The sequence below is a fragment of the Paenibacillus sp. 453mf genome (assembly GCF_900116105.1).
Lineage (GTDB): Bacteria > Bacillota > Bacilli > Paenibacillales > Paenibacillaceae > Paenibacillus > Paenibacillus provencensis.
Map to the genome: position 1 here is coordinate 2,254,928 of NZ_FPAC01000001.1, position 12,718 is coordinate 2,267,645.

General features: G+C 45.0%; 14 protein-coding genes. 1 reads left to right on the top strand and 13 read right to left on the bottom strand.

Annotated elements, in window-relative coordinates:
* Positions 1-200: 200 nt before the first annotated feature.
* From BM415_RS10585 to metH, 9 genes are all read right to left on the bottom strand, one after another.
* A complete protein-coding gene (locus BM415_RS10585) occupies positions 201-1,253 on the bottom strand; it encodes a 23S rRNA (cytidine(2498)-2'-O)-methyltransferase RlmM (RefSeq protein ID WP_091157697.1) in 1,053 nt (350 codons plus the stop codon).
* Positions 1,254-1,256: 3 nt separating this feature from the next.
* Entirely contained in the window at positions 1,257-2,030 is a 774-nt protein-coding gene (locus BM415_RS10590; protein ID WP_091157699.1) for an ABC transporter ATP-binding protein, read from the bottom strand.
* Entirely contained in the window at positions 2,027-2,341 is a 315-nt protein-coding gene (locus tag BM415_RS10595; protein WP_091157701.1) for a thioredoxin family protein, read from the bottom strand. Before BM415_RS10595 ends, BM415_RS10590 begins: the two co-directional genes overlap by 4 nt.
* Positions 2,342-2,343: 2 nt before the next feature.
* Positions 2,344-2,685, bottom strand: coding sequence for a cyclic-phosphate processing receiver domain-containing protein (locus BM415_RS10600; protein WP_091157703.1), 342 nt, complete (start codon positions 2,683-2,685; stop codon positions 2,344-2,346).
* Positions 2,686-2,705: 20 nt separating this feature from the next.
* Positions 2,706-3,548, bottom strand: coding sequence for a deoxyribonuclease IV (locus BM415_RS10605; RefSeq protein ID WP_091157705.1), 843 nt, complete (start codon positions 3,546-3,548; stop codon positions 2,706-2,708).
* Between the two features lies 1 nt (position 3,549).
* Positions 3,550-4,377: an Fpg/Nei family DNA glycosylase gene (locus BM415_RS10610; protein WP_091157708.1), complete on the bottom strand. Its 828-nt coding sequence runs from the start codon at positions 4,375-4,377 to the stop codon at positions 3,550-3,552.
* Positions 4,378-4,431: 54 nt separating this feature from the next.
* Positions 4,432-5,214 (bottom strand): TIGR01457 family HAD-type hydrolase, encoded by a 783-nt coding sequence (locus BM415_RS10615; RefSeq protein WP_091157711.1) that lies wholly within the window; start codon positions 5,212-5,214, stop codon positions 4,432-4,434.
* Positions 5,215-5,345: 131 nt separating this feature from the next.
* A complete protein-coding gene (gene rnz / locus BM415_RS10620) occupies positions 5,346-6,263 on the bottom strand; it encodes a ribonuclease Z (protein WP_091157713.1) in 918 nt (305 codons plus the stop codon).
* A gap of 197 nt (positions 6,264-6,460) precedes the next feature.
* Positions 6,461-9,901, bottom strand: a complete 3,441-nt coding sequence (gene metH / locus BM415_RS10625; protein ID WP_091157716.1) for a methionine synthase — start codon at positions 9,899-9,901, stop codon at positions 6,461-6,463.
* Between the two features lie 101 nt (positions 9,902-10,002).
* Here metH and BM415_RS10630 point away from each other — a divergent pair, with 101 nt between their 5' ends.
* Entirely contained in the window at positions 10,003-10,557 is a 555-nt protein-coding gene (locus tag BM415_RS10630; RefSeq protein ID WP_091157718.1) for a cupin domain-containing protein, read from the top strand.
* A gap of 35 nt (positions 10,558-10,592) precedes the next feature.
* Here BM415_RS10630 and BM415_RS10635 read toward each other — a convergent pair whose 3' ends face one another.
* The 4 genes from BM415_RS10635 to BM415_RS10650 form a co-directional block, all read right to left on the bottom strand.
* Positions 10,593-11,024 (bottom strand): FixH family protein, encoded by a 432-nt coding sequence (locus BM415_RS10635; RefSeq protein WP_091157720.1) that lies wholly within the window; start codon positions 11,022-11,024, stop codon positions 10,593-10,595.
* 78 nt (positions 11,025-11,102) lie between these two features.
* Complete coding sequence (locus BM415_RS10640) at positions 11,103-11,885, bottom strand: HAD family hydrolase (RefSeq protein ID WP_091157723.1); 783 nt, start codon at positions 11,883-11,885, stop codon at positions 11,103-11,105.
* 45 nt (positions 11,886-11,930) lie between these two features.
* Entirely contained in the window at positions 11,931-12,446 is a 516-nt protein-coding gene (locus BM415_RS10645) for a hypothetical protein (RefSeq protein ID WP_091157726.1), read from the bottom strand.
* A 48-nt stretch (positions 12,447-12,494) separates the two neighbouring features.
* Complete coding sequence (locus BM415_RS10650) at positions 12,495-12,698, bottom strand: DUF896 domain-containing protein (RefSeq protein WP_091157729.1); 204 nt, start codon at positions 12,696-12,698, stop codon at positions 12,495-12,497.
* Positions 12,699-12,718: the final 20 nt, after the last annotated feature.

Genomic DNA, 12,718 nt, shown 5'->3' on the forward strand with positions numbered 1-12,718 from the left:
CAAAAAAAGGAAAGCCCCTATAGCGATCTGCAGTGTCCTGCTGATCCTTCGCTATAGGGATGCTTTCCCATTTCCGTGCTGGTTAATTTTGGATTAATTATATGACATAGACAGGGATATGTAAAGTGTTTTTTTGCTTTATATAGCAAAAGAGGATCACGGCTATATTAGTCGGACCCTCTATATAAGATAATGCGGTCTTAGTACTTAATCATGTAAAGTGTGATTTCATCACGGTTATGAAACAGCTGCTTGGCTCTCTGCACCTGCATTCGAGAATCCTCGAACACTTCGATGACTTCCCGTATTAGGGCCATCGGTTTCTTATGCATAAGTTTAACGGTTACGACCGCCGTTCCACCTGATTGAAGACTATCCAGTAAGCCTGTAACCAGTCTGGCCATCAGTTTCGGACTCCAGCTCATATCACAAACGAGCAGATCAAACTCGTTATCTCTGAATTTGACGTCACCCGCATTCTTGGAGATATAGTTCAGATTCGGATGATCTAGCAGGGAGGGATTCATCTTTGCCGGATCGACCGCCGTGACATGAAGGCCTCTTTCCAGAAGAAATGAAGTCCAGCCTCCCGGAGCTGCGCCGATATCGAGTGCGCTATGAAATGACGAGAAGGGAATGCCAAGCGTTTTTTCCGCCTCCAACAACTTGAACTTCGCTCTTGAGATTTGTCCCTCTTCCTTCTGAAAACGAACTGCGCCTCCATTCCAGTCAGACAGGTTATCCTGCGGAGCAGAAATACCGGCATATAGACGATCTCCTGTTAGATAAACAGATACAACCCTGTCGGCATCTTGAACCGCATGCTCTGCATGCAAACCTTCAATGCCAGCAAGAATATGCTGCTTTAATGCACCCGAGGTTTCCGTCCATGCGCTTTCTTCGGTCTTACGAACTTGCAAGGCAAAAGTCCCTTCTTGAAGGTCAGAATGCCCCAGCAAATAGCGATACAGCTGCGAGAATGACGCCTCTAGATCCTCAACATTCTCTTCAAACTGAACAGGAAACACATGTCTCAAAAATATGAGCGGCTCCCTCGTGAGCAATTCGCTGACTGCTGACTGCTCCCGTGGAAGGGTCGCCAGGAAGACTTCACTCGATACAATGACCGAGCTTTTTACACTGCCGAATACTCTTCGCAGCTCCTCTTGTGCATATGGGGCAAACCCATGATTTGCGGTACAAATGAATCTTGCAGAATGTGCCTCTGCGTATTGTTCTTGATTCGTCAAAATATGTTAACCTCCACTGCATACCCGTATCCATGGTCTGTCCTCGAACCAATCCAGCTCTACAGCAACACCATAGGTATGCATTATTGTTTCTTTTGTCAGTACTTCCTTCTTAGGCCCTGCAGCCGCAACCCTGCCATCCTTAATAAGTGCAATATGAGTAAATAAGGGCATAATTTCTTCAATATGATGAGTGACGTATACGACCGAAATATCTTTTTTCCCGATTTCATCAACCGCTGACAGCATTTTTTCTCTTTCGAATAAATCAAGACCTGAGCACGGCTCGTCCATAATTAACAATTTGGGCTTTGCCATAAGCGAGCGGGCGAGGAGCACTTTTTTTCTTTCCCCTTGGGACAGTGTCCCAAAAGGCTGCTCCGCTAAATGAGCAAATCCAATCTCAGCAAGCCGAGCATGCGCACCAGCCTTTACTTCGTCAGGAATATGCTGATAGAAGCGCAAAAACGCAAATGCACCGGTGGCCACAACCTCCCATACCGGATCCTTCAGTGCGAGCTTTTCAATCAGCGTCTGACTGATGTAGCCAATCTCCTTGCGTACCTCGCGCACATCGCATTCACCATACAAGTAATCCAGCACTTTCACCTTGCCCTCAGAGGGGAACATATATCCCATGATCATCTCAAGTATGGTCGTTTTTCCGCTGCCGTTTCTACCAAGAATGACCCAATTTTCATCCTTCTTCATCTCTAGATTAACATCATTCAGTATTTGCTTGTCTCCCCGGCGAAGACTGACGTGCTCCATTTCGATCATATGATTACCCTCCTGATTTGAGAGAGCAGATGCTCTACGGATTCCATTCGATATATCGATTTAGGGAGTTCTTTGGCACCGCTAAACAGCAATACGGCCGGTACACTCCTGATCTGGTATTGCTGCACGAGGCTTTGAATCTCGGTTATATTCGCTTCATATAGAACGCCTGAAGGCAATAAATGCTCACACACCTCCAGCATACGGCGAGCTGCTTGACATGTGCCGCATAGCGGAGTATAGACATACAAAGCGAAAGCCTGTCCCTTCCAAGCCATCTTTAAAATTTCCTGTTCAGTAGCTTCAATCATGTCTAATCCTGCCCAACTGTCCGCCCAATGCGCTCAAGCAATTCATAAGGAATGGGGCCGTTATGCACTTCCACATCTTCTGGCTTGTTCAGATACAGTAATTCATACATGGCTCTTCTTCCATAGTCACTCGAGGTGTGAAGGTATATTTTCTCGGGATACAGCTTACGTTCGACAATAAAAGAAGCGATTTCAAGCCCTGTTGGATTGCCATAACCTAGATCATAGTCTAATGACAAAATGTTGACTCCATATTCATTTAATAGCAGCTTACATTCCTCTGCATCGCGGGCGAGTGTGAATCCTGGAGGGCAAGCCCGGTAATCATCCAAAAAAATGTTCATGAACTGCTCTCCTCTCCTCGTTAGTTCATTAGCCAGGAACGAATCTGCTTAATATCGTCCTTGTGACTGCCATCGTCTCCTTTTTCACTTTCGAGAACCCAGATGCACTCTGCGAGCTCCTTGCGATTTAACAACCATGACAGTCCTTCCACGCCGATTTGTCCTCTGCCGACCCGTTCATGCCGGTCTTTAAACGACCGGAAGCCATATTTCGAGTCATTGACATGGACGGCAACCAGCTGAGTCCAATACCCCGTATCATGCCCTTTTTGAATCATAAGATGGTCTGCGGCCCCGTTCCATAATCCGCTCGCAAAAGCATGGCATGTATCGAGACAGAAACCGATCGCTTCCGCATGTTTCGACAAGCTTCGGATCTGGACGATTTCTTCCATCGTCGTGCCCATGGGACCATGATCCCCAGCCTGATTCTCAATGAGAAGCTTGGCCTTACCGGACCAGCCGGACAATACCTCATCCATAAACTGGATTACATTGCGGTAGGACTGAAGCGGATCTTCTGTCTTGGCATGTCCAAAATGGACAACCACGCCTGCTGATCCACAAGCCTCTGCAATTTCAAGATCATTCTTGAGAGAAGCAACCATCGTTTCGTACAGATTCGTACCTTTTAACTTTCCTACAGCTGGATTCGTAGGATAAGGGGAATGTGCGATAGACTGGATATGATGTTCGTTACAATACAATTTACACCTTGCAGCTTCCGTCTGATCGTATGCCTTGGTCCCGAGACTACGAGGGTTCTTTGGAAAATACTGAAATGAGGTTCCTCCCATGTCATACGCCCTCATTGCAGCCTGCTTATATCCTCCCCGCGTGCTTACATGTCCCCCTATATACAAATCAGGCTTCTTCCTGCTGACATTCCGGACAGTAAAAAGCCTTTTTGCCCGTAATCAGCGTTTTGGTGATAATCCCCTTACTGCAGCGAGTACACGTTTCGCCTTCGCGATCATATACTCTGCACTGTTCGTTATATTTACCGGTGAGTTCATCGCCTTCATACAGCGGCATTTCCATATATCCGCCACCTGCAGTCGCTTCACGCAAGACAGATTGAATCGACCGGTACAGCCTGCTTGTTAATTCCTCGGATTCCAATACCTTTTGAATCTTCGTGCTTGGTGTGAGACTCGCTGCGAAAGCAATCTCATCCGAATAACAGTTGCCGATACCAGCGATTACCTCCTGATTAACGAGAGTAGATTTTATTGTTCCTCTTCTCCCTTTCAGCACAGCTCTGAACTTATCCTCAGTGAAGCGGTAATCAAGCGGTTCTGGCCCAAGTTCTGACATGGCCTCATCGGTTTCCTTCGCACTTAGCAAATGTAAGTACCCTAGTCTGAGCCCGATAAAATATAAGGTTAAATTGCCGAACTGAATTTCAATCTGAGTATTACGATCCGGACGCTGATCTTCTGTTCCTAAATATAAAACACCGCCAAGCATGAGATGCAAGACCAATCTGCGGCCTGTGCTCAGGTGAAAAATCAAATGCTTAGCCCGGCGCTCGATATATACGATTCGTGTATTTAGAAGTGACGCAATGAATTCATCTGAAGTGACATTTATGGATTTTTCACGATTAATGGTCACTTGTGTTATTGGAATATCTAATATTCGATCAGATAATAGCTGCTTGTAATTCTCCATTTCCGGTAGTTCCGGCATCTTTGCATTCTTCCTTTCACTTGTTGCTGTCCATGTTACATTATACGTCATTCACTAGATGCTGCTCACCAGTTTGTACAAATCTTCATAAATTTCATCAGGCTTAATGCCTGTCGCACGAACATGGGCATCCAGATTCTCTCTCGTCGTTACACCCGTCAGCACTAAAATTGATGAACAGCCGGCTGCTGCTCCAGCTGCAATATCCGTACGCATATTATCTCCAATGACGGCAACCTCAGTTGCGGGCAGTCCTAATCTGTCAATCGCATGCTTCATCAAAATACTTGAAGGCTTACCAATGACAATTGGCTTCACCTGCGTAGCCGCCTCAATCGCAGCCCCTATGGTTCCAGCACCTGGAGTCAGACCATCATCGGCAGGAAGCTGCAAATCAGGATTAGTCAATATAAACCGGGCTCCCCCGTTGATCCATCGCAGTGCCTGTGTAAGCTTATCGTATGTAAATTCACGATCAATACCTTGTATCACATACTGAGGCTTCGACTCCGTAATTTCAAGACCCGCAGCTTGGATGGCTTGATACAATCCATCCTCTCCGATATACGCTACTCTGGCTCCTGGTGATTCCTTAGCTACATACTCAGCTGCAGCCACTGCCGAGGTACATACTTCTTCCCCGATCGCCTCAATCCCCAAGGATCTCAGATGCTCAGCGACTCCTTCCGGAGTTCTTGAAGAATTGTTTGTTACATATAAGTACGGAATTGCCGAATTTCGCAAGTGCTGAATGAGCTGATCTGCTCCATCAATCCGGTGCTTCCCATGGTAAATTGTTCCGTCCAAATCCAGCAGGTAGGCTTTCGGTTGTGACAATTTATTTCACTCCTTCCAAAAAAGAATAAAACCCTTTGTATGTACGCTGTTAGATAAGCATTATGCCCATCGTACAACCTTTTTAAGTAGATTGCAAAACGTGAATAAAAGGGCCTTTTCTTACTTTCTAATTAGACCTGAATCAGTTCGTGCTCGGCTGCCAGAATCGTGTTTGGAAATAGTTCACGCGCTTCGCTTAATAGGGGTTGAAGTTGTTCCTCATCCTTATATCTAGAACTGAAATGCGTTATGATCAGCTTCTGCGCTCCTGCTGCTTTTGCCGCTTCCGCTGCCTGTCTAGAAGTACTATGATAGTATTCATGCGCTGTAGAGGCCAAGTCATGCAGAAAAGTCGCTTCATGGACGATGACATCAGCTCCAGCCGACAAGGGCACTACATGAGCGTTCGGCCTAGTATCCCCAAGAATAGTAACGATTTTCCCTCGTTTTGGCGCACCCAAAAAATCATGGGCATGGAGCACCAGACCGTCGCCAAGATCCACACTTTCACCACGCTTCAGCTTGCCAAATAGCGGACCTGGCTTTAAGCCATGAACTGCCAGCTTATTCGGGTCGAGACTGCCCGGACGATCCTTCTCCATAACCCGATAGCCATAACTATCGATTCTATGTTCAAGAAGAGCAGATTCCACAATAAACGTATCGTCTTCGAAAATAATACCGCCCTCATGCTCTATAATGCTCAGCTCATAATTGATCCGAGATTGACTAAGCTCAAGTGATGTCTCCACATATTTTCTAATCCCCGGGGGGCCGTATAAAGTGAGCGGGGTCGTTCCTCCCTGATAAGCACGGCTGGATAAGAGACCCGGAAGTCCGAACAGATGGTCGCCATGCAAATGAGTAATGAATACTTTCTCGAGTTTGCTCAATTTGAGGGGAGATTTCAAGAATTGATGCTGTGTACCTTCTCCGCAATCAAATAGCCAGATGGAACGCCGCTCCTCCAGCATGCGAAGCGCAACAGCCGTTACGTTTCTCTGCAATGATGGAACACCCGCATTGGTCCCCAAAAAATAAAGTTCCACGATCTATCACCTCGTTATATTTAAATAGTGATTCAATCTCATAACTCATTAGAACGATGAAATTGATTCTAGTATAAAAAGAAAAGGAAGGAACCATGCATGAAGCACATTCTAGTTATAACCTTTAATCCTATGATTATAAATGAAAATCCTCCGATTTTGGAATCGGAGGAAAAGGTCATTTCAATACTTTATTATTACGCCTTCTCTACGTTAAAATATTGAGCCTCTGGATGACTGAATACCATTGCCGATACTGAGGCCTCTGGCTCCATCATAAATCCTTCCGTTAGTTCCACACCAATATCTTCCGGACGCATCAAGCGAAATAACGGTTCTTGATCCTCGAGATCCGGACATGCTGGATACCCAAAAGAAACTCGAATTCCTTGATATCTAGCCCCAAGACGCTGCTTCATGGTCATATCTGCCGGATCAGGGAATCCCCAGGTATCTCTCATCATATGGTGAACCCGTTCTGCCAAACCTTCAGCCACTTCAAGCGCAATGGATTGGAGTGCATGAAACCGGAGATAGTCCCCCTTCTCTTTCCACTCTGCAGCCAGCTCTGAAATGCCATGTCCTGCGGTAACCACTAAAAATCCTACATAATCCATAACACCCGATTCAACCGGTTTCAGGAAATCGGCTAAACAAAGATAGGGATTGACATTCTGTCTAGGGAAAGTGAAGGTATGCAATACCTGAGTATGATCTTCCGGATGATATATGATAATGTCATTTCCTCTGGACTGCGCTGGGAAGAAACGATACATTGCATTAGCCTTGATGATTCCGTCTTTGATCGCCTCATCCATAATTTGATCGACGGTTTCTTTGAGCTGAACTGTCTTGAAATCACCTGATTTAAGCAGCTGCTCTACGTTCCCTTTCACTCCCAGATGATGCCCAAGCAGCATCTGCATGTTTACATAAGGAAGAATATGACTAATTGGATAATTCCGAATGGTATGTCTTGCTAGATCAGGTGGCAAATATACAGGTGCCTCTTGAGAAATTTTGGAGCGTTCCACTCTTGTCAACTCAGGTAAAGGAATTACCTTATTATCGGCTGCTGCATCCTTTTCCTTCTCGAGCTCCATTTCCTTCAGCATCAGCTCTCTGGATTGCGGATTCATTAGCTTGTTTGCGATGTCCAGTCCGTCCATGGCATCCTTCGCATATACAACCATTCCGCTATATTCAGGTCTAATTCGAGTCTTTGTGAATTTCCTCGTCAGTGCTGCTCCACCTACCATAATGGGAACGTCAATTCCCGCATTCCTCAAATCCTGTGCGGTGAGCACCATTTGCTGCGCTGATTTAACTAATAGGCCGGATAAACCGATTGCATCTACTTTCTCTGCACGATAAGACTCAATGATACGTTCTGGTGGTACTTTTATACCCAAATTAACGATCTGGTAACCATTGTTCGCGAGAATGATCTCTACAAGGTTCTTACCGATATCATGCACATCACCTTTCACCGTAGCGAGCATGATCTTACCTTTCACCGAGGATTCATTCTTCTCCATGAATTGCTCCAGATGTGCCACAGAAGCTTTCATTACCTCTGCACTTTGCAGTACCTCAGCAACAATGAGTTCATTGTTGTTGAATAGTCTTCCAACCTCTTCCATCCCTTTCATTAGCGGTCCGTTAATAATTTCAAGTGGACTGTATTTCTCTCTCGCCAGCTCCAGATCAGGGATGAGTCCTTCCTTGCTGCCCTCAACAACGTAAGCAGCTAAACGTTCTTCCAAGGTCAGAGTAGAGATTTGGACTTTTTTCTCCACTTTTTTATTACGGAATGCCGCCACAAAAGCAGCTAAGGTTTCATCATTTGTTCGATAGATTAAATCTTCGGCAAGTTTCCGTTCTTCAAGCGGTATTGAGGCGTAACGCTCTACTTTTTCCGTATTAACGATCGCGTAATCTAGTCCTGCCTTGGTACTCTCATATAAAAAGACTGAATTAAGCACTTCACGTCCTGCCTCAGGCAGACCAAACGAAACGTTACTGACTCCAAGTATCGTATGTGTCCCTGGTAATGCCGACTTGATCATCCGAATGGCTTCTATCGTTTCGGCAGCAGATCCAATATACTGCTCATCACCTGTACCGACGGGAAATACAAGCGTATCGAAAATAATATCTTCGGGCTTAAGACCATATTTATTCACGAGAAGATCATAGGATCGTTTGGCGACCTCAAGCTTGTCCTCCCTGCTGATAGCTTGGCCTCGTTCATCTATCGTTCCGACAACGACGGCTGCTCCATATTTGTGAATGATCGGCGTTACGTTCTCAAATTTATCTTCGCCATCTTCCAAATTGATGGAGTTGATTATCGCTTTTCCTTGAGAATATTGCAGGGCAAGATCAATGACTTCACTATCTGTTGTATCTATCATTAACGGTACTTTAACTTTCTTAGCTACGAGCTCCAGGAACTTGCGCATATCCTCAGCTTCATCCCGATCAGGGTCTTGTACGCAAATGTCAACAACTTGAGCACCGTTCTTGACCTGAGCACGAGCAATTTCAGAAGCCTCTTCATACTTGCCTTCCACAATAAGACGTTTAAATTTACGGGAACCCAGCACGTTGGTTCGTTCACCAACCATATAAGGGCGGTTATCCTGTTCTACATACACAGGGTCAATACCCGAAATAGCCGGAGGATGTTCCCCAGTAAGCGGACGAGGCTTCATTGTACCCAGCTTTTCAGCAAGAGCCCTGATATGATCCGGTGTAGTCCCGCAGCATCCCCCTGCAATATTGATCCAGCCTTGTTCAGCAAAAGCAGCAATCTTGGTCGCCAGAGAATCTGGTGATTCATGATATTGACCATTCTCATCCGGTAAACCTGCGTTGGGATAACAGCTGACCGCCGTTCCTGCCATGGAGGACAAGGAACGAATATGATCTCTCATAAATTCTGGACCTGTTGCACAGTTTAGCCCGACCGATATCGGGTTAAGGTGTTCTAAGGAAACATAAAACGCCTCAATGTTCTGACCTGCTAGCATTGTTCCCATCGGCTCAATCGTCCCAGAAATCATGATGGGGAGCTCAATGCTGCGTTTGGAGAATGCTTGTCTGATCCCGATGCTGCCAGCTTTGACATTGAGTGTATCCTGAGAAGTTTCTAGCAGTAGTACATCAACACCACCGTCGATCAAAGCCAGAACTTGCTCTTCATAGCTGTCAATCAGCTCCTGAAAAGTAACGCCTCCTGTAACTGACAAGGTCTTCGTCGTCGGTCCCATAGCTCCTACGACATATCGTGGAGATTCCGGTGAATTATATTTATCCACAGCTGCTCTAGCCAGTTTCGCTGCAGCGAGATTAATTTCTCTTGCTCGATCTTGGATATCGTATTCTGCTAGCACGACAGAAGTGGCTCCAAAGGTGTTCGTTTCAATAAGATGAGCGCCAGCTTCGAGATAACGTTCATGTATATTTTGAATCAATTCCGGTTTCGTAAGCACAAGTATTTCGTTACAGCCATCCAGCTCTTCACCGCCGAAATCCTCTGCAGTCAGATTCTCTTGCTGGATCATGGTGCCCATAGCGCCATCTAGAATTAATATTCGTTTATTCAACGCATCCTTTAAGTCACTCTTGATCACTGTCATACCTCCCGCAAAACGTTAAGTCTTAGTTTAGCAGAAAGGGGCCCCATTGGGAAGGTAATTCATTCATTAAACCAATTAGAAAAGAGGGAATAATTATGCCAGAAATTTTGATCAGAAACACGAATGAAAGAATTAGCGGAGTCGAGAATGTTCGTAATTATTTAAAAGAGTATAATGTGCTTTATGAGCAATGGGATTCAACCAAGCTGCCGACAGAGCTTAAGAAAAACAATCTGCTGTCTGACGAAGAACAACAGAAGGTCTTGGACCTCTATAAAGAAGAAATTTCTGATATGGCAGGACGTCACGGCTATCAACAATGGGAAGTCATTTCACTGTCAAATGCCACTGCCGACCTTGAAGCCGAGCTGGCTGAACTCGAAGAAATGCATACACATGGAGATGAAGGTGCGCATGCAATTCTGTCAGGAAACGGTATTCTCAGCATGAAGGCTGATGAAGAAACAGGCTATATTGATATAGAGCTAACAGCAGGAGATGTCATTGCTATTCCTGAGAATACCCCACATTCCTTTGCTCTAATGAAGAACAAGGAGGTCATAGCCGTTCGGCTAACTGTTAAAGAAAACGGTTGGACCGCATCTCCCTACCCCGACCCCGAATACATTAAAAATGGACAACCTCATTGAGGTTGTCCTAGCTTGTCTGATATTCATAATTGACTCTACTCTTTCACCACTATTTGTACTGATGGCATCGAGTGGAAACCTCTTGCTGAGACATGGGAAGTGACTTTGTATTTTCCTGCAGCTTTAAACTGATAGTCAAATACGTATACCCCCTCTCCTTGGTTTGTCGCCTCAAACTGCATGCCGACACCGTCCAATGTAGCAATCTCGAACATCACTTCATCTGCATCATCTACGACATCTGCTTGTTGAGTCACCACAGCCTCCATATGTACGGTTTCGTTCAGGTTTATCTCTTCACTTGAAGCACTAAGCTTGACTTCAATCGGTTCCATGAGAACTACCGGCTCTGAAGAAGCATCAGATGAGCAGCCTGATATTAGAATACATAATGTTATTATAATGAAGCCCATCGAGATCCGCTGCCGGTAAAGATTTGATCCGTTCAATTTCAAGAAGGGTTTCAAGATCTTCAGCTTCCTCCCTTAACTCTGTGTAAAAAGAAAACCGCCGCTGCTCTGCAGCAGATGCGGTTATATGGGAGATTATAACATTTCTTTGATTTCAGATAAATGCTTAATTTCTACGTCAGGAGCGTAAGCTTCCTCGTTCAGCTTATTATTTCGGTTAATCCAAACCGCTCTGATTCCTGCTGCAAGGGCTCCCTTAATGTCAGTGGTCAGCTTATCACCAACCATCAGTGCTTCATTTGGAGATACATCCAGCAAATCCAGAGCATGCTTGAAGATTGAAGGATCCGGCTTCCCTTTGCCAAATGTACCTGAGATTACGATGTGGTCAAAGAAAGGAACAAGATCAGGAACCCCATCTAGCTTCTCTTGCTGCAGAGAAGGACAACCATTTGTCAGTAATAGAAGCTTCACCTTACCTTGCAATTCAGCTAGTGTCTCAATTGTTTCATCGTACATGTAGGGACGGCTTCGGCGCTCTTTACCGAAATGTTCTGCAAGTTCCGCTCCGAGTGACGGCTGATCAATACCTAGAGCAAGAAGACCCTTGGTCCAAGCATCTCGGCGGTACGCAGGAGCAATCTGTTCGAGCTGCTTAAATTCAGCCCTGTCACTCCCGTTAAAATTAGCCCATAATCCTTCAAAAGGGTTAATGCCAATCATTTTTGTAAAAGCAAACGTTTCATACGATTCATACAGCTTCCTTGCTTCATTGCGAACAGAAGTCTCCAGCTCATGAGGATCAACTCCTGTTTGATTTGATGCAATTAGACATGTTTCATAAAAAGCTTCCTCTACACTCCGTTCATCCCATAAGAGTGTATCATCCAAATCGAATAGCACTGCTTTGATTGACATACTTCTCTCTCTCCCCCGAATGTATGGTATCGTATGTTAGACTTCTTACTTTACTCTCTTATCTTCGACAGGTATTTGATGATTTTGGGCAAACTGTACAAGTCGTGCTCCCATCGCTTCTACATCATATAGGTTAAGCAATTTGCTGAACACCCAAGGACCACCTTTACCATTGCGCTCAACAATGACAGATCCCTTTTCCAACACAATTTTCTTAATATCCTCTACACCCATGGAACGTTCTCTGCTTAGCTTAATCGTCTTGATACGCTTCTTGCCGACTTTCAGATAAGGTCGACGCATAAAATACATTATTGCCAGTCCAAGATAAAGCGCGAATACGACCCAGTCAAATGTACCTACTCCATCTGTCGTCAAACCACTAAGGGTCAGGAACATAAATGAAAGCACAACAAGTACAAATGGGAACAAAAAGGCTCTTCCTTTAAACACATCTTCTTGTTCAACACCAGATCCGATGGATGGCTGGCCTCTCTTTCTACGATCTTTATTAATTTTCTGCTGGTTTTTCTTTACCGATCTTTCAAATGAACTCGCCATGAGTATCCTCCTTCAATCTATAACAAAAGCATTAACCTATTTAATAAATCATTTTCCTTTTGAATAAGTGTCGCCGCTTACATCATCCACAATTTCAATGGATTCCAGCTGCTGACGGAAGTTGCTGCGGATGTTATTCAAATAGATCTCTCTAAGCTCAGCCCGTTCAGCCAATTCTTCTTCAGTAAGCCCGGATTCCTTCTGCTTGCGTGCAAGCTCATTAATCCTCGCAACTAGACGTTCAATATCCAACTGTTGTTCCCCTCCAAAAT